This is a genomic window from Enterobacter cloacae complex sp. 394I7 (assembly GCF_057320345.1).
Map to the genome: position 1 here is coordinate 142,818 of NZ_JBXWCR010000006.1, position 17,253 is coordinate 160,070.

The following is a 17,253-nucleotide window of genomic DNA, read 5'->3' on the forward strand; positions in this document are numbered from 1 at the left end:
ATGATTTACATTTCTGCTGTTGGCATGGTCAACGCGCTGGGTAACTCGCTGGATGAGATTGCCGCTAACCTGACGGCGGGCGTAGCCCCCGGCATGCATTGTCGGTCCGGCTGGTTGCAGGATGCGCCCGATGCCGTGCTGGGCGGCGTGGAAGGCGAGTTGCCGTCCATTCCAGATACCCTGGCCGCGCACCGCACCCGCAATAACCAGCTGCTGCTGGCCGCGCTGGCACAGATTCAATCCACCGTTGACGACGCGATTACCCGGGTCGGCCGCGACCGCGTGGCCGTGGTTTTGGGTACCAGCACCTCCGGCCTCAATGAAGGGGATGAGCACGTACGATTAACGCTCAACGGCGAAGCCAGCACCCGGTGGCAGTATCCGCAACAGGAGCTGGGCGATCCGTCCCGCTTTCTGGCTAACTGGTTACAGCTTGAGGGCCCGGCATATACCCTCTCGACCGCCTGCTCCTCCAGCGCGCGGGCAATTATCAGCGGCCGGCGTCTGATTGATGCCGGGCTGGTGGATATTGCCATTGTGGGCGGCGCAGATACCCTGAGCCGGATGCCCGTCAATGGCTTTCACAGTCTGGAATCGCTTTCTCCAACGCTCTGCGAGCCGTTTGGCCGCGACCGTCGGGGTATCACCATTGGTGAAGCCGCTGCGCTGATGGTGTTGAGCCGTGAACCCGCCGGGGTCGCGCTGCTGGGAACAGGCGAGTCCAGCGATGCTTACCATATTTCGGCGCCGCATCCGCAGGGTGAAGGCGCCATTCGCGCCATTACCCAGGCGCTCAATGACGCGGGTCTGCAGCCGGAGGATATTGGCTATATCAACCTGCACGGCACCGCCACACCGCTCAATGACCAGATTGAATCACACGTGGTACACGACCTCTTTGGAGAAAACGTGCCCTGCAGTTCTACCAAACACCTTACCGGCCATACGCTGGGCGCTGCCGGTATCACCGAAGCGGCGTTGAGCTGGCTTATTCTGACGCGTGACCTGCCGTTACCCCCACAGGATTTCGCCCGCTACGCGCCGGACGAGACGCTGTCGCCGTGCGGCGTGCTGCACCAGAGCACCGCGCTGAAAAAACCGGTCATTTTATCTAACTCGTTCGCGTTTGGTGGCAACAACGCCAGCATCCTGCTGGGGAGAGTGTCATGAGCTACTTATCACCCGTCGACTATCTGCCGCACGATGCGCCAATGATGCTGCTGGGATCCGTTGAACGCGTCACCGACGATTCCGCCGTATGCCGTGTCGCGGTCAACGGCCAAAGCGTACTGGCGCCCTTTTTAAATGCCGAGGGCGATTTGCCTGGCTGGTACGCGCTCGAACTGATGGCGCAGACCGTTGGCGTCTGGTCAGGCTGGCATCGCCAGCAGAAAGGGCAAGATCATATTGCGCTGGGCATGGTGCTGGGTGCGCGCGAGTTGGTCTGCGCCAGCGGACGTTTCGCAAAAGACGCGACGCTGGACATCACCGTCAGACTGCTGATGCAGGATGAACGCTTCGGCAGTTTTGAATGTACGATCTCCTCAGGTGAGGAGACGCTGGCCACGGGCCGGGTCAATACCTTCCAGCCGAGCGCAGAAGAATTAACATCGCTTTTTAATCAGGGATCTCACGCATGAGTCGTTCCGTACTGGTCACCGGGGCCAGCAAAGGCATTGGTCGTGCCATCGCCTGCCAGCTTGCCGCTGACGGGTTTACCGTAGGCGTACATTACCACCGTGACGCCGCAGGCGCGCAGGCGACGCTGGATACCATCACACAGGCGGGCGGTCAGGGTCGCCTGCTCTCTTTCGATGCAGGTAACCGCGAACAGTGCCGTGACGTGCTGGAGCAGAATATCGAGGCCCACGGCGCATGGTATGGCGTGGTCAGTAATGCCGGTATCACCCGCGACGGTGCGTTTCCGGCCCTCAGCGAAGACGACTGGGACAGCGTCATCCATACCAACCTCGACAGTTTTTATAACGTTATTCAACCCTGCATTATGCCGATGATCGCCACCCGAAAAGGGGGGCGCATTATCACCTTATCCTCCGTGTCCGGCATGATGGGCAACCGCGGTCAGGTGAACTACAGCGCGGCAAAAGCGGGCATTATTGGCGCGACCAAAGCACTGGCGATTGAGCTGGCAAAACGCAACATCACCGTGAACTGCATTGCGCCGGGGCTGATTGATACCGGCATGATTGAAATGGAAGAGGCTGCGCTGAAAGAGGCAATGTCCATCATTCCAATGAAACGGATGGGCCAGGCCGAAGAGGTTGCAGGACTTGCCAGCTATCTGATGTCAGATATTGCAGGCTACGTTACCCGCCAGGTCATTTCCATTAACGGAGGAATGCTATGACGCGTCGCGTGGTGATTACCGGTATGGGCGGCGTTACCGCCTTCGGCGAGGACTGGCAATCCGTTTCCCGCAGGCTGCTGGCGTATGACAACGCGGTACGCAAAATGCCGGAGTGGCAGGTTTACGATGGCCTGCACACACTGCTGGGCGCGCCGATTGATGATTTCACCCTGCCGGAACACTATACCCGCAAGCGTATTCGCGCCATGGGCCGCGTGTCGTTGATGTCGACCCGCGCCACCGAGCTGGCGCTGGAGCAGGCGGGGCTGATTGGCGAGGCGGTGCTCACGAATGGCCAAACCGGTATCGCCTATGGCTCCTCCACAGGCAGTACCGGGCCAGTCAGCGAATTCGCCACCATGCTCACCGAAAAACACACCCACAACATCACCGGTACGACCTATGTGCAGATGATGCCGCACACGACCGCGGTGAATACCGGCCTGTTCTTTGGCCTTCGGGGTCGCGTTATCCCGACGTCGAGTGCCTGTACGTCGGGCAGTCAGGCCATTGGCTACGCCTGGGAAGCCATTCGTCACGGTTATCAGACCGTGATGGTCGCAGGCGGAGCAGAGGAGCTTTGTCCGTCAGAGGCGGCGGTATTTGACACCTTATTCGCGACCAGCCAGCGCAACGATGCGCCGAAAACCACCCCTTCGCCATTTGATACGCAGCGTGATGGTCTGGTCATTGGGGAAGGCGCAGGCACCCTGATTCTGGAAGAGCTTGAGCATGCCAGAGCACGCGGTGCAACTATCTATGGCGAGATCGTTGGCTTCGCCACCAACTGTGATGCAGCCCATATCACCCAGCCACAACGTGACACCATGCAAATTTGTATGGAGCAGTCGCTGGCGTTAGCAGGGTTAAGCGCGCGGGACATGGGGTACATCTCCGCGCACGGTACCGCCACCGATCGCGGTGATATCGCCGAAAGCCAGGCCACCGCCGCCATCTTTGGCGACAACGTGCCAATTTCGTCGCTGAAGAGCTATTTTGGCCACACGTTAGGCGCCTGTGGGGCGCTGGAAGCCTGGATGAGTCTGCAGATGATGCGTGAGGGCTGGTTTGCCCCGACGCTCAATTTAAGACAACCGGATGAGCAATGTGGTGCTTTAGATTATATTATGGGTGAAGCCCGTCAGATTGACTGCGAGTATCTGCAAAGCAATAACTTCGCATTTGGCGGCATCAACACGTCGATAATCATCAAACGCTGGGCGTAACTATGTACCAGTTTATACTGGGAAAGATCTCCACCCTGAGCGCAGACCCGCTGGCGTCGACGCTTGCACATATGGCACCTGCGGGTGCACGAAATGCATCCTGGCTGGCGGGGAGAACCCTGCTCGCCAAAACGCTTTCTCCTTCTCCGTTACCCGAGATCGTCTATGGTGAGCAAGGGAAGCCGGCCTTCGTGGATGCGCAGCCCTTCTGGTTTAACCTGAGTCACAGCGGCGATAATATCGCGCTGCTGCTGAGCGACGAAGGCGAAGTGGGATGTGATATCGAAGTTATCCGCCCACGTGAAAACTGGCAGGCGCTGGCTAACGCCGTCTTCAGCGTGGCGGAACATGCGGAGCTGGAGCGCGAAGACCCGGAGACAAAGCTTTCTGCTTTCTGGGGGATCTGGACGCGTAAAGAGGCCATCGTGAAGCAGCGAGGCGGCAGCGCCTGGCAGATTGTCAGCATCGACAGCACGTCGCAGACGCATTCGGTAAGCCAGCTCCAGTTCGGCTCGCTCAGTCTTGCCGTCTGCACCTCAACGCCTTATACCCTTACCGCCGGGACGATTGCTCACCACGGGATGTCCGTGGCATAAAAATCACCAGCACGCCGAGAATAATCATCCCGACCCCCGCCAGCCCGTGCCAGGAAAAGTGTTCGTTCCAGCCGGGCAACAAAATGGCCGCGGCCCACACCAGAATGTAACTGAGGCTCAGCAAGGCATACGCTTTGCTGAGCGCCATGCGATGCAACGCCAGATACCAGCAGCCCATCGAGGCCACATACCCCATGAGTCCCAGCAGCAGCGCGCCAGTACCGGATGAGAAGTGCCAGAGCGCGGAGACAAACGCATAAAGCTCGCTGACTGGCGGCAGAGCCTGCATGGCATAGCGCAGCAGCAGCTGCGCCGCGCTGACCAGCATTACGCTGCATAACGCCCAGAACGTTCCTCTCACAGGCTTCCTCCGAGGATAACAATGCCGATGATGATGAACCCGACGCCCAGCCAGTGATGCAACGCGACTTTTTCATGCCAGAATGCTTTCGCCGCCAGGGTCACCCAGACAAAATTGAGGCTCAGCATAGGGTAGGCAACGCCGACAGGCAGGCGCTGCAGGACCACCAGCCAGACCAGCATGCCGCTGCCCAGCGCCAGCAATGCCAGGCCCAGCCACAGCATAATATGCGCGCCACGCCGCCCGGCTTTCGCCGGACGGGTGGCCTGCTTCTGACACAGCTGCCCTGCGCAGGTCAGCAGGCTTGCCAGTATCAACCAGAGCCAGGTCGTCATTGCGGTAAATACTGCAGCCAGGCCAGACGGCCCTGAATATACAGGCTGTCCGGTTCTGGCAGATGAGCCCGCTTAATATCGTCGTGTTTTGACAGCAGGATCACCAGTGACACGCCCCCCTGCTGGCGATGCGTTGCCAGCCACTGCGCAAAATTATCTTTCTCGACAAACCGGTCTTTCACATCCGGGTACGCTAGCCCGTAGCTCAGCTCGCCGCTCTGACCAAACAGAATGATGTCATTACGCTTAAGCTCCCACGCCAGCCCGGAGGCCACACCAACATTGTTCGCCAGCACAAACCGGCTGCTCTGAAGCGGGTCACGGATGGTATCCACCAGCGACTGCGGCTGTTTGGAATCTACCACCAGGTTAGGAATGGCAAACCCAATCAGCAGCGCCACGCCAGCAGGACACAACGCCGCCAGCCACCAGCGCTGCGCGCTTTGCCGCACGGTAAACCAGCCGACAGCCGCCCAGACGAGAAACGCCAGCACCGCGCAGAAGACTTTATACAGCTCAACGGATGTCCAGACCGGATGCTTAGCAATCCCCCACGGCGAGACCACCAGCGCCGCCACCACGCCAATCACACCAAACGCCAGGTTAATCCCGCCGTTAATGCGTAACGCTCTGGCCCCTTTGTCCGCCGCGATGCAGGCATAGCGCGCCATCAGAATAGCCAGCGGAGCAAAACACGGCAGGATGTAGGTTGGCAGTTTGCCTTTGGCAATGCTGAAGAACAGCAGCGGCATCACGACCCATCCAAGCAGATAAAAGCCACCGCCCGTGTTGTCTCTTTCGCGCCAGCCCAGCCGAAACGCGCCGGGCAACAGCGCCAGCCACGGCAGACTGCCGGCCAGCAGGAACGGCAGGTAGTACCAGAACGGCGCTTTGTGCTGGGCATCGCTCTGGGCAAAGCGCTGAATATGCTCAACCCAGAAGAAGTAGCGCCAGAAATCAGGCTCTCGATGCGCAATGGCCAGCGCCCAGGGCAGGACGATCAGCACACAGCTCACGATGGCCAGCCAGCCAAAGATCAGCACCTCTTTCCAGCGCTTCTGCGCAATCACCCACGGCAGCACGCCTATCACCGGCACCGCCAGCGCCAGGAATCCTTTGGTCATCACCCCCATGCCGCAGGCAAGCCCGAGCAGCACGTAGCCACCCGCTTTTCCGGCCACGGTTTCAGCCTGCGAGGCCAGCCAGAAGCTGCACATAGCGGCCACCAGCCACAGGGTAATGATGGGATCCAGCACGGCGTACGTACCAATGCCATACACCAGGAACAGGGTCAGGAAGATAAGGCCGGAGAAAATGGCAACGCGCTTATCCCGCCACAGGCGCCACGCCATCCAGATCACCAGCAGAGCCGTCAACCCGGTTGAGAATATGGCGCCGGCGCGCACGGCAAAGTTAGTATGCCCAAACAGCAGTTGCCCGATACTGTTGATCCAGTAGCCCGCAATCGGCTTTTCAAAGTAACGCAGCCCCAGAAAATGCGGGACAATCCAGTCTCCAGACGCCAGCATTTCGCGGCTGATTTCCGCATAGCGCGTTTCATCAGGCTGCCACAGCAGGCGAATATCGACCGGAATGAGGTAGTAAACGATAAACAGTGCGAGAAGCGCTAAGCCATAACGGGCTGCTTTCATGATACCGGACTCACGGTTTGTTGATAGCCAAGCCAGCCTTCCCGGCCAGCCAGTTCATTACGCACAATTTTGCCCACGGGCAGGACGCTAAGATCCTCTGGCAGCAATTCGCTCAATGGACAAAACTGAATGCCCTCCTGAGCGGCCATCGTCAACAGTGCATCGAAATCATGCTGATACGCAATCCCCTCCACTTCCGCGTGGATGGTATAGACGGGCGTACCGGTGTCGCGATGAATGCAGTCCAGAATATAGCGATTGAACCCTCCGGCACTAACCTCGCGGCCAACCACTTCATCCCAGGTGGGAAGCGTGACCGGGATTTGCACCGTCCCCAGGCGATTCTCCCCGATGAGCGGCAAAAAAGGCCCTGTGCCGCGGCAATCGCTGTTGTAGCGAAACGCGAAGGGTTCTTTGGCTTTCACCACGCGTTGGTCGGCACGCCATCCCGCCACGGCGGAGCAGCGAATCGTCTGACCGGTAATGGCCTCCAGCTCCAGCATGCCGCGCTCAACTTCACGCGACAGGCGTGGAATATCCCAGACGCCAGCCCAGGCCTGCCAGGCATGGTGATCCCAGGCATGCAGTCCAACCTCATGGTGCTGCGCCGCGTCGCGGATAACGGCTTCATTACCCGCGCCAATGCGCCTGCCGGGCCATGCGGTTCCGGCCAGCAAAATATCCCAGCCGTAGAGAGAGGCTGCGCGTGAGCGCAGCATTTTGAACAGAAATGCCGGTTTAACCAGACGCCATAAATGACGTCCCATATTGTCAGGCCCCACGCTGAAGAAAATGGATGAGCGCACGTTGTGCTTGCTCAGCAGTTCCAGCAGTTTGGGTACGCCGTCACGCGTCCCCCTGAAGGTGTCGACATCAATGCGTAAACCGACTTTTCTCATGAGACCTGTTCCGACAGCTCCACGGTGCGCAGGAAGAAATCGAGCGTTTCATCAATGGTCTGATCCATCTTCACCGTCGGTGTCCAGTTCAGGCAGCGTTTCGCATTACGAATGCTCGGTTTACGGTGCTCAACGTCCTGATAACCTTTACCGTAGTAGCTGCTGCTTTCCACTTCACGGAAACCGGCAAACGGCGGGAAGCGATCGCGCAGCGGATGACGTTCAAAGCTTGCCAGCAGCATCTCAGCCAGCTCGCGAATGCTCGCTTCGTTATCCGGGTTACCGATGTTGATGATCTCTCCGTTGCAGCGACCCTCTTTGTTTTCGATGATGCGGAACAGCGCCTCGATACCGTCGCTGATATCCGTAAAGCAGCGTTTTTGTTTACCGCCTTCGATAAGCTTGATGGGCGAGCCTTCCACCAGGTTCAGGATCAGTTGGGTGATGGCACGTGAGCTGCCGATACGCGCCGCGTTAAGGTTATCCAGACGTGGCCCCATCCAGTTAAACGGACGGAACAGCGTAAAGCGCAGACCCGCTTTCTCGCCGTAGGCCCAGATCACGCGGTCGAGCAGCTGCTTGGAGACGGAATAAATCCAGCGCTGTTTGTTGATCGGCCCGACGACCAGGTTAGAAGTGTCTTCGTCGAAGTTTTTGTCAGTACACATGCCGTACACTTCAGAAGTTGACGGGAAGATAATGCGCTTGTCGTATTTCACACAGTCGCGGATGATCTTCAGGTTCTCTTCGAAGTCCAGCTCGAACACGCGCAGCGGGTTACGGGTGTACTCAATCGGCGTGGCAATCGCCACCAGCGGCAGCACCACGTCACATTTTTTAATGTGATATTCAATCCACTCGGAGTGAATGCTGATATCCCCTTCCACAAAGTGGAAACGCGGGTTGTCGAGGAAACGACTGATGGCATCAGCACCGATATCCAGACCATAAATTTCGTAGTTATCGTCTTTCAGCAGACGCTCGGTCAGGTGGTTGCCGATAAAACCGTTGACGCCGAGGATCAGCACGCGGGTGCGGCGTTTGATGGCCACAACCGGTGCGCTGGTGATCAGTGCGCCAGTGACCAGCCCCAGAGACTGAGCCAGCTGCGCGCCCTGAACGTAAACGCCGTTATCGGTTTGCCCGGTAACGATCTCCAGCGCCTGCTCGCCGCAGCTGACAATCAGCGGGGAAGCTGAGACAACGGTGCCCGGTTTGGCGGCAGAAATGTCGTCGCGTACGCGGGATTTCCAGACGATAAATTTACTTACGCCTGCAAAGCTGTACGCCCCCGGCCAGGGGTCGGTAACGGCACGCACCAGGTTGTGCAACTGACGAGCCGGCTTGTTCCAGTCCAGGCGACCATCTTCTGGCCGGCGACGGCCAAAACAACTCGCCTTGCTCTCATCCTGCGCGGTCTCGCTGAAGGTGCCGTTAAGGATCGCCGGCAACACATCACGTAACAGGCTTTGCGCTACGGTGCAGAGCTTCTGATGAAGCTGCAGCGCAGTTTCATCCGCGTCGATAGCCACGCGCTGCTGCGCGATGATGGCACCGGCATCTGCGCGGTGCACCATACGGTGTAAAGTGACGCCGGTTTCCGTTTCGCCGTTCACCAGCACCCAGTTCAGCGGTGCGCGGCCACGGTAGGCGGGCAGCAAAGAGCCGTGAAGATTAAATGCCCCTTTTGCGGCCAGACTTAAAATCTCATCGCAAATCAGGTTGCGATAATAGAACGAGAAGATGGCATCAGGCGCGAGCGCCCGGATGCGATCCACCCACAGCGGATGGTTGACATCGTCCGGGGCGTAAACCGGAATACCTCGCTCTGCGGCGATACGCGCCACCGAGCCAAAGAAGTTATTCTCTCCGGCCGTGTCCGGATGCGTGAAGATTGCAGCGATTTCATAGCCCGCTTCCAGCAGGGCCAGCGTGCCCGCACACCCCATATCGTGATAGGCAAAGACAACAGCTTTCATGGGTGAATTTCCTCTTGAGATGCTTTGTGTTCCTGGCGGACAACACGTTGAATAAAGTAGCGCGGACGTGCGCGAACATCGTTATAAATACGGCCAATGTATTCCCCGAGCAGGCCCATCCCGACAAACTGGGCGCCGATGAACATAAACAGCACGGCAAAGAGCATGAAGACCCCTTCCGCCGCCCACTGGGGACCGTAGATCAGGCGGAGTAACACCAGCAGCACGGAGAGCGCGAAGCCGAACACGGCAATGATGCTGCCGAAAACGCTCAACAGGCGCAGCGGCGTGGTGGTCAGGCAGGTGATAAGGTCGTACATCAGGTTGATGAGACGCATAAAGCTGTACTTCGACTCCCCGTGCTCGCGCTCGGCGTGCAGTACCGGGATTTCCGTCGCCTTACGGGCAAAGGTGTTCGCGAGAATGGGAATAAACGTGCTGCGTTCATGGCAGTGCAGCATGGCGTCGACAATATGGCGGCGGTAGGCGCGCAGCATGCAGCCATAATCGCCCATCGCTTTGCCGGTGGTCCGCTGGATCAGACGGTTGATTGTGCGGGAAGCCAGCTTACGGAACAGGCTGTCCTGACGGTTTTGCCGCACCGTGCCGACCACGTCGTACCCTTCATCGGCCTTTGCAACCAGACGCGGGATCTCTTCCGGCGGGTTTTGCAGATCGGCATCAAGCGTAATAATCAGATCGCCCGTCACATGGCTGAACCCGGCCATAATGGCGGAGTGCTGGCCGTAGTTACGGTTAAGCAGCACGGCAACAATATGGCTGCCCTCGGCCTGCGCGGCTTCGGTCAGCATCAGCGCGGAATTATCGCTACTGCCATCATCCACCAGCAGTATTTCATAGGCTTTGCCGAACGTGTCGCAGGCGGCCGTCGTGCGGCTGATCAGTTCGGGCAGGCTCTCCTGTTCGTTGTAAACGGGGATAACCACAGAAACTTTTTGTACAGGCGGTGCGCTGAACATATCAATTTCCTGCAAGCTGATGGAGCGCGGTAATGACGCGGGTTGTGTCGTCATGAGTCATGTCCGGGAAAAGGGGGAGAGAACAAATACGCGCGCTATTCCATTCAGAATTCGGGAGCGATACATCAGGAAAACGCTCGCGGTAGTATTTTTGCGTGTGCGCCGCGCGGAAATGCAGGCCGGTGCCAATGCCTTTTTCCTTCAGGGCTGCCATCAGGTTGTCGCGAGAAATCCCGCAACGGGCTTCATCCACGCGAATGATGAACAGATGCCAGGCGTGGACGTGCGGCCATGAAGGAATACGCAGCGGGTGGAACGGCGTATCGGCAAGCTCGCGCAGATAGCGTTCAGCAATGTCATGACGTCGTGCGTTGGCCTCTTTCAGTTTGCCCAACTGCACCAGCGCCAGCGCGGCGTTGATATCCGCCAGGTTGTATTTGAAGCCGGGCGTGATAACTTCTGCCTGCGGCGCACGACCGTGCGTCTGGCGGTCGTAGGCGTCCACACCCAGGCCGTGGAATTTCAGGCTACGGATCCGCTGCGCCAGTTGCGCATCGTCCGTGACCACTAACCCGCCTTCGGCGCAGGTCATGTTTTTAATGGCGTGGAATGAGAAAATCGCGGTGCCCTGCCAGCCCACGTGATGCGAGTGGTAGTACGTGCCGGCTGCATGCGCCGCATCTTCAATGACCGGGATACCATGACGTTCCCCGATGGCGCGAATGGCGTCGATGTCACACGGCGCGCCGGCATAATGAACCGGAACAATCGCTTTTGTGCGCGGCGTAATGGCGGCGTCGATCGCATCCGGCGTGACCATCAACGTATCCCGGTCAACATCAATCATCACCGGGGTTGCGCCCAGCAGCACAATCATATTCAGTGTGGATACCCAGGTCAGGGAGGGGGTAATCACCTCATCGCCTGGACCAATACCCAGCGCCATCAGCGTGACATGCATTCCCGCGGTCGCTGAGCTGACGGCAATCGCATGTTGATTCCCGGTTAGCTGACAGAATGCCTCTTCAAGCGCCTGATTTTTCGGTCCTGTGGTGATCCAGCCGGAGGTTAATACCTCCTGCAACGCCGCTAATTCCTCGCTACCCATGGACGGCCGGGAAAAAGGCAAAAAATCACTCATCATTAATTTCCTTGAAATAAGAATGGCACGCTTTTGATATTAACCAAATGCCGGCTCGTTTATTTCAACGAACCATAAACTTATATCAAGGTAGCTAACATTTCTTAGGGAAAAATTAAGAAAGACATTCCATTCACTTTATCAACCCATTAACCACTTAAAATACAAAGAGTTAAATTATTATGAATTATTTATTGTGTGATCAAACTCGACCTTTGCCTGCAATTTTTTAAACATAACATCAACAAACAAAAAAAATCCCGGCTATTTCTTTTAAAAGAAGAAATAGCCGGGAACTTTTCTTTTTAGTTAATTGTCGCGCTTATTTTAAATTATCAGGAAAGTTTTTTGGTAACTCGCTCGCCGCGCAGGCAATAACGCTTTCATTATTCGCCCCACAGTCGCGAACAAAGGTGATCGTCGCAAATTCATCAATGACTTCAGTGGGGTATGCCGGACCCGCATCACGATACGCATTCATCAATGGAATATGATCGTTCTGGAAGCAGACGGTTTTTTCTGGATTGTTGATCACCCAACGTGGGAAGAAGATGGTGCCGTGGAACAGTTTGTCACCCAGGTTTGCAATCAGGCTCACGTCGGTACCGGTTGGTTCTGTCCAGGAAATTTTATAGATGCTCTCCCCTACGCGAACAATATAAGCCTGCTGATCTTTCACCCAACGGTTCGCCACAATCCCGCTGTGAATACGGTAATCAAGGGTGGTTTCGTTTTTGACATAAATCTCGTAGTTCCAGCCATTATCATAGGTATATACAAGGTGTTTGCCGACGAAGCCGCTTAAGTCATGTTTGTCGAAGGTGTTCATAATGTGTCTCCTTTGTTTTGATGAGACGATCGTACCCCTTCAAAAAATGAATGAATAACGCTATGTTTGAATCAAATTCATCCAAATTTTAGATTAATCATGCATAAGACGACGCTTGAACAATGGTCATTACTGGAAAGAGTGGTCGAGGCAGGCAGCTTTGCCAAAGCAGCGGAAGAGACCAACCGCAGCCAGTCCTCGGTCAGCTATAACCTGTCGCTGCTGCAGGAGCGGCTGGGCGTGGCGCTGCTGGTGCCTGAGGGGCGGCGGGCTGTCTTGACCCCGGCCGGCGAACTCCTGCTCAACCAGGTTAAACCGTTGCTGAAAGCCTTCGCCTATGTTGAGACCCGTGCGGCAAGCCTGCGTAACGGAATGCGCACGCGGTTAGATCTGGTGGTGGACAGCATTTTCCCGCGCCGACGCCTGTTTGCTATTTTGCGTCAGTTCCAGCAGCTGTATCCGCAAACGCAGGTCCGCCTCACCGAAGTGCTGGAAAATAGCCGCACCGATGTCATTAATGATGAAGCCGACGTGATGGTGTTAACCCGCCGCCAGGACATAACCGGTCTTGGCGAATGGCTGATGAATATCGACTTTGTTGCCGTGGCGCATCATCAACATCCCCTCTTTAGCCTCGACGCGCCGCTTAACGACGATATGCTGCGCCCGTGGCCGCTCATTCAGATAGCCGACAGCCAGACCGCCGCGCGTGCGGCCGGTGAGTCGTGGACCTTTTCCACCATTGACGCAGCCATAGAAGCGGTAATGTCTCAGGTCGGCTATGGCTGGCTGCCAGAGGAGCGTATTCAGACCCAGCTTGATCTGGGGGTGCTTAAACGCCTGCCGCTTAGCCATGGCGCACGCCGGGCTACGCCGCTGCACCTGATTGTGAAACGCTCCCTCGGCCCGCTGGATGAACAGGTTGAGACCCTGCTGCGCCTTTTTAGCCAGGAGCCGCCATCCTCACCTGCTACGCTTTAAGGTCCGAACGTTAAACACGATAAGGAGCAGATGATGAAGATCGATTTTACGGGGAAAGTCGCGCTGGTGACCGCCTCTACCGGCGGGATCGGCTTCGCCATAGCCCGAGGGCTGGCTGAAAGCGGTGCGGAAGTGATCATCAATGGCCGTAGCACGGAGTCGGTGAATAAAGGTATCCAGCAGCTACAACAGGTTGTGCCTGGGGTGCAGGTACGCGCCGCGATTGCCGACCTCAGCACGGCTGAAGGGGTGGAATCGCTGCTGAACGTGGCGACCCACGTCGACATCCTGGTCAACAATGCCGGCATTTACGGCCAGCAGGATTTTTATGGCACCGACGATGATACCTGGGAGCGTTACTGGCAGACAAACGTGATGTCCGGCGTGCGTATCTCCCGTGCGCTGCTGCCCGGTATGGTGCAGAAAGGCTGGGGACGCGTGGTGTTTATTTCGTCCGAGTCGGCCTGCAATATCCCGGCGGACATGATCCACTATGGCGTGACCAAAACGGCGCAGCTGTCGCTCGCTCGCGGGCTGGCGAAGTTCGTGGCGGGAAGCGGTGTCACGGTGAACAGCGTATTGCCCGGCCCCACCCTTTCAGACGGTTTTGCCGGCATGATGAAAGACGAGATCGAAAGAACCGGCAAATCGCTGGAGGAACTGGCGAAAGAGTTTGTGATGACTCACCGCCCGAGCTCGGTTATCCAGCGTGCCGCGACGGTGGAAGAAGTCGCCAATATGGTGGTGTATGTCTGCTCGCCCCAGGCCTCCGCCACCTCGGGCGCGGCACTGCGCGTCGATGGCGGCGTGGTGGATGACATCATCTGATCCCTCAGACAGAACGGTCTGTGACCCGTCGGGCAGTAATATAGTGCGCCTGCCAGTAGTCATCAGTCAGGGTTGAGACGGTTACGCCCTGGCTGCGTGAAGCATGAATAAACTGGCTATTGCCGATGTACACGCCCACGTGCCTTCGGTCTGGACCGATCTGAAAGAAGACCAAATCCCCCGCCTTCAGACGGTATTGCGCCACCTTCACGCCGCGATGGATCTGTTCGCCCGTCGTGCGCGGCAGATTAAGGTGCGCCGCATCGCTGAACAGATGCTGCATCAGCGCGGAGCAGTCAACGCCCCGATGTGTGGTCCCGCCCCACTGATAGTGGGTGCCTTTCCACTTCTGGTATTGATCAAGGATCCGGGTACGCAGTGGTCCTGTTTCCTGGTGCAGCAGCGCGGATTTTGCCGGAGAAAGGGTGAGCTCGCGGTTCATTGACAGCATCGACGCCGGCAGTTGAAAACTCAATGCCGAAAACGAAGCCAGACTTAACGAGAGGATTGAAATAAGCGATCTAAACGTCATATCAAAATAGATTCAGTGAGTGAATATTTTCCTTACCGGTGGGGGCCAACGTTCCCCCGAAATAGCGCTCAATGTGGCGATAATATAGACAGCTCGCTTTTCAACCAATTATTATTGAGACCAAAAATGGACTCACTTTCCGATCGCAAGATCGCGAAAAAAATGCTCAAGACAGAAGGACAGACAGGGTAAAGCAGGTAAACTAATCAACAGAATGTGTATTTTAGCTAAGACGTATTTATGACCAATATGATTGCCGACGAGGCCGTGGCCAAATCCAACGTGCTCTCCGTCTTCGACTTTGATGGAACACTGACGCACCACGACAGCTTTATCCCTTTCCTGCGTTTTGCCTTTGGTAAACGTTACTTCGCGGGCCGCCTGGTGCGTATGGCCTTACCCACGCTCCACTGCGTGCGTCGTAAGCTGACGCGCGATGAGCTGAAGGAAGTGCTGATTAAAACGTTCCTGACGGGCGTGGATGAACACTGGCTACGCCAGAAGGCGGAAGCGTTTTGCGAAAAATACTGGGACAAGCTGATGCGCCCTGCCGGCGTACTGGCCGTCGCCGCAGAGGTGAATTCCGGTGCGGAAGTGACCATCTGCTCCGCCTCTCCGGCGCTGGTGCTCCAGCCATGGGCTGACAAGCTAGGGATTAAGCTGATTGGCACACAGCTGGAAGTGAAAGACGGCAAGCTGACCGGACGTATCACCGGCAACAACTGCCGCTGTGCCCAGAAGGTGGCGAGGCTGGAAAAAGTGTATGGCGATCTGAATAGCTACCACCTGCGCGCGTGGGGCGATACCCGCGGTGACCATGAACTGCTGGCGGCGGCGCAGGATGCACACTGGCGGCACTTCCATCCACCGCGCAAGCGTCGACATTCACCGATTAAGTGTTAGACACTGTCTACCCGAAAACGGCAACCAAAGGTTGCCGTTTTGCTTTTAATGGGCTTCTTTCTTACCCGGGAACATCACGCTGGTGATAATCCCCAGCGCCAGCACGCCAAGCACCACTAACAGGCTTGCCGTGGCACCAATGCTGTAACCGTGGTGCCAGAAGTGATCGGTGGCATTTAATCCGAGCTTGAACGCCACGAAGAACAGCAGCAGCACCACCGCTTTCTCCAGATGCACCAGATACTGCTTCAGCGCTTCCAGCACGAAGTAGAGCGTACGCAAGCCGAGGATGGCGAACATCATTGCGCTGTAAATAATAAGCGGCTCACGGCTGACGGCAATAATGGCCGGCACGGAGTCAAACGCGAACATCACATCAGAGAGTTCCACGACCGCCACGCAAAGCAGCAGCGGCGTTGCGTAGCGTTTCGCCTTCTTCACGCGTCCAACCGTTACGTCCTGGTTTTCAGGTTTCTCCAGCTCCGCGTCCACCTCTTTCTGGGTCAGAATAAAGGCATTGCTGCTGATTTTAGGCCAGACAGGATAGAAGCGTTTCACCAGACGGTAAGCCAGATGGCCGGAGTAATCTTCAACCTCGTCACTCTCTTCATTACGTCTGAGCATCATCACCGCCGTCCAGCCGACGACCAGCGCGAAGATAACCTCGACGTAAGGCCCCAGACTCAACAGGCTGGTCCCGATGGCCACAAAGATACCGCGGAAAACAATCGCCCCGAGCACGCCCCAGTAGAGGACGCGGTGACGATATTTATCCGGCACGCCGAACCAGGCAAAAATCGCCATCATCACAAACAGGTTATCAACGGAGAGCACCTCTTCCAGCGCGTAACCGGTGAGGAACAGGCTTGCCATCTCTGCGCCGTGGTGAACATACAGGAACCCGGCGAAAGCCATGGCCATCATGACCCAGAAGAGGGACCACATGGCAGCGCTTTTCAGCGAGATCGGTTTATCGTGACGGTGCATAAAGAGGTCGATAAACATCGCCCCGACGGCCATCACTACAAAGACAACAACGGTTTCAGTCGGGAAACCGAGATGAGCAGCAGACATACACAACCCTTTTGGCAGACAAAACACAGCACCATGCAAACTGGCGTAAACCAGGAACGGAAAGGGGCAGGCTGTTTACCAGCCTTTACCCCTTAAAGCCGCGGCCTTCCAGGCCCGGCAAAGAGAGGTACTTTACCGCACTCCATGGGGTCGCGCATCTGCCGTTTAGGCGCTCATGCCGCGCAAACGCTGCAGTACGGCCACCAGAACCGCCACTGACCAGCCCACCATCAAGGCGCCGACCAGACCTTCCACACCCCCAATCAGCCGCCAGTGCTGAGGCAACGTGACATCGCCGTATCCCACCGTGGCGTAACTGACCAGCGAAAAGTAGAAGCTGGTGTTCCAGTCGTTAAATGCATCAATAACAAAATAAAACCCGGCGAAGAGACCGGCTTCAAGAAGATGGGCGAAGATCATGGAGATAACGATCCCGACGTTACGCAAAACCACACGCACCGCAGAGTCGACCTCTAAGTTAATGAATTTTAAAACGCAAAACATCCACAGCGAATGGATGACCACCGTAAGGGTAAGCAAAATAATGATGCTGAGTAGCTGCATGAAAG

Annotated in this window: 19 protein-coding genes; 8 read left to right on the forward strand and 11 right to left on the reverse strand. The window is 56.8% G+C overall.

The features are described 5' to 3' along the window. From AC2FAP_RS19105 to acpT, 5 genes are read left to right on the forward strand one after another with little or no spacing between them, the layout of a single operon-like run. Nucleotides 1-1,170, forward strand: a complete 1,170-nt coding sequence (locus AC2FAP_RS19105; RefSeq protein ID WP_449541970.1) for a beta-ketoacyl-[acyl-carrier-protein] synthase family protein — start codon at nucleotides 1-3, stop codon at nucleotides 1,168-1,170. After that, nucleotides 1,167-1,640, forward strand: a complete 474-nt coding sequence (locus AC2FAP_RS19110; protein ID WP_025202828.1) for a hotdog family protein — start codon at nucleotides 1,167-1,169, stop codon at nucleotides 1,638-1,640. The genes AC2FAP_RS19105 and AC2FAP_RS19110 overlap by 4 nt, the downstream gene beginning before the upstream one ends. Next, the gene (locus AC2FAP_RS19115; RefSeq protein ID WP_020884521.1) at nucleotides 1,637-2,368 is read left to right on the forward strand and encodes a 3-ketoacyl-ACP reductase FabG2; all 732 of its coding nucleotides are present in this window, start codon (nucleotides 1,637-1,639) and stop codon (nucleotides 2,366-2,368) included. The genes AC2FAP_RS19110 and AC2FAP_RS19115 overlap by 4 nt, the downstream gene beginning before the upstream one ends. Further along, nucleotides 2,365-3,594: a beta-ketoacyl-ACP synthase gene (locus tag AC2FAP_RS19120; protein WP_020884520.1), complete on the forward strand. Its 1,230-nt coding sequence runs from the start codon at nucleotides 2,365-2,367 to the stop codon at nucleotides 3,592-3,594. The genes AC2FAP_RS19115 and AC2FAP_RS19120 overlap by 4 nt, the downstream gene beginning before the upstream one ends. Before the next feature lie 2 nt (nucleotides 3,595-3,596). Continuing rightward, nucleotides 3,597-4,190, forward strand: coding sequence for a 4'-phosphopantetheinyl transferase AcpT (gene acpT / locus AC2FAP_RS19125; RefSeq protein ID WP_025202827.1), 594 nt, complete (start codon nucleotides 3,597-3,599; stop codon nucleotides 4,188-4,190). Here acpT and arnF read toward each other — a convergent pair. The 8 genes from arnF to AC2FAP_RS19165 all read right to left on the reverse strand — a co-directional run bounded on the left by arnF (nucleotide 4,147) and on the right by AC2FAP_RS19165 (nucleotide 12,366). Beyond that, entirely contained in the window at nucleotides 4,147-4,551 is a 405-nt protein-coding gene (gene arnF / locus AC2FAP_RS19130) for a 4-amino-4-deoxy-L-arabinose-phosphoundecaprenol flippase subunit ArnF (protein WP_049021795.1), read from the reverse strand. The two genes, acpT and arnF, sit on opposite strands and share 44 nt — an antisense overlap. Then, nucleotides 4,548-4,886 carry a 4-amino-4-deoxy-L-arabinose-phosphoundecaprenol flippase subunit ArnE gene (gene arnE, locus AC2FAP_RS19135; protein ID WP_014172049.1) on the reverse strand — a complete coding sequence of 113 codons (339 nt, stop codon included), beginning with the start codon at nucleotides 4,884-4,886 and terminating at the stop codon, nucleotides 4,548-4,550. Before arnE ends, arnF begins: the two co-directional genes overlap by 4 nt. Beyond that, on the reverse strand, nucleotides 4,883-6,538 hold the full coding sequence (gene arnT / locus AC2FAP_RS19140) for a lipid IV(A) 4-amino-4-deoxy-L-arabinosyltransferase (protein ID WP_449541971.1): 1,656 nt from the start codon (nucleotides 6,536-6,538) through the stop codon (nucleotides 4,883-4,885). The genes arnE and arnT overlap by 4 nt, the downstream gene beginning before the upstream one ends. Further along, nucleotides 6,535-7,437: a 4-deoxy-4-formamido-L-arabinose-phosphoundecaprenol deformylase gene (arnD, locus tag AC2FAP_RS19145; RefSeq protein ID WP_020884517.1), complete on the reverse strand. Its 903-nt coding sequence runs from the start codon at nucleotides 7,435-7,437 to the stop codon at nucleotides 6,535-6,537. The genes arnT and arnD overlap by 4 nt, the downstream gene beginning before the upstream one ends. Next, nucleotides 7,434-9,416 carry a bifunctional UDP-4-amino-4-deoxy-L-arabinose formyltransferase/UDP-glucuronic acid oxidase ArnA gene (gene arnA / locus AC2FAP_RS19150; RefSeq protein WP_449541972.1) on the reverse strand — a complete coding sequence of 661 codons (1,983 nt, stop codon included), beginning with the start codon at nucleotides 9,414-9,416 and terminating at the stop codon, nucleotides 7,434-7,436. Before arnA ends, arnD begins: the two co-directional genes overlap by 4 nt. Further along, entirely contained in the window at nucleotides 9,413-10,396 is a 984-nt protein-coding gene (arnC, locus tag AC2FAP_RS19155) for an undecaprenyl-phosphate 4-deoxy-4-formamido-L-arabinose transferase (RefSeq protein WP_449541985.1), read from the reverse strand. Before arnC ends, arnA begins: the two co-directional genes overlap by 4 nt. A 1-nt stretch (nucleotide 10,397) precedes the next feature. After that, the gene (gene arnB / locus AC2FAP_RS19160; protein WP_449541986.1) at nucleotides 10,398-11,537 is read right to left on the reverse strand and encodes a UDP-4-amino-4-deoxy-L-arabinose aminotransferase; all 1,140 of its coding nucleotides are present in this window, start codon (nucleotides 11,535-11,537) and stop codon (nucleotides 10,398-10,400) included. A gap of 322 nt (nucleotides 11,538-11,859) precedes the next feature. Beyond that, nucleotides 11,860-12,366, reverse strand: a complete 507-nt coding sequence (locus tag AC2FAP_RS19165; protein ID WP_020884514.1) for a phenolic acid decarboxylase — start codon at nucleotides 12,364-12,366, stop codon at nucleotides 11,860-11,862. Between the two features lie 99 nt (nucleotides 12,367-12,465). On the opposite strand from AC2FAP_RS19165, the gene AC2FAP_RS19170 reads away from it, so the two are divergent. Next, a complete protein-coding gene (locus AC2FAP_RS19170) occupies nucleotides 12,466-13,347 on the forward strand; it encodes a LysR family transcriptional regulator (RefSeq protein WP_020884513.1) in 882 nt (293 codons plus the stop codon). 33 nt (nucleotides 13,348-13,380) lie between these two features. After that, nucleotides 13,381-14,175, forward strand: coding sequence for an SDR family NAD(P)-dependent oxidoreductase (locus tag AC2FAP_RS19175; protein WP_025202822.1), 795 nt, complete (start codon nucleotides 13,381-13,383; stop codon nucleotides 14,173-14,175). Nucleotides 14,176-14,179: 4 nt separating this feature from the next. Here the strand turns inward: AC2FAP_RS19175 and AC2FAP_RS19180 are convergent, their stop codons facing one another. After that, nucleotides 14,180-14,707 carry an NlpC/P60 family protein gene (locus AC2FAP_RS19180; RefSeq protein ID WP_449541973.1) on the reverse strand — a complete coding sequence of 176 codons (528 nt, stop codon included), beginning with the start codon at nucleotides 14,705-14,707 and terminating at the stop codon, nucleotides 14,180-14,182. 240 nt (nucleotides 14,708-14,947) lie between these two features. Here AC2FAP_RS19180 and AC2FAP_RS19185 point away from each other — a divergent pair, with 240 nt between their 5' ends. Next, the gene (locus AC2FAP_RS19185; RefSeq protein WP_080337456.1) at nucleotides 14,948-15,610 is read left to right on the forward strand and encodes an HAD family hydrolase; all 663 of its coding nucleotides are present in this window, start codon (nucleotides 14,948-14,950) and stop codon (nucleotides 15,608-15,610) included. Between the two features lie 45 nt (nucleotides 15,611-15,655). Here AC2FAP_RS19185 and AC2FAP_RS19190 read toward each other — a convergent pair whose 3' ends face one another. Both AC2FAP_RS19190 and AC2FAP_RS19195 read right to left on the reverse strand, forming a co-directional pair. Further along, entirely contained in the window at nucleotides 15,656-16,684 is a 1,029-nt protein-coding gene (locus AC2FAP_RS19190; RefSeq protein WP_449541974.1) for a TerC/Alx family metal homeostasis membrane protein, read from the reverse strand. Nucleotides 16,685-16,849: 165 nt separating this feature from the next. Continuing rightward, nucleotides 16,850-17,248, reverse strand: a complete 399-nt coding sequence (locus AC2FAP_RS19195) for a potassium channel family protein (RefSeq protein WP_020884509.1) — start codon at nucleotides 17,246-17,248, stop codon at nucleotides 16,850-16,852. Nucleotides 17,249-17,253 lie beyond the last annotated feature (5 nt).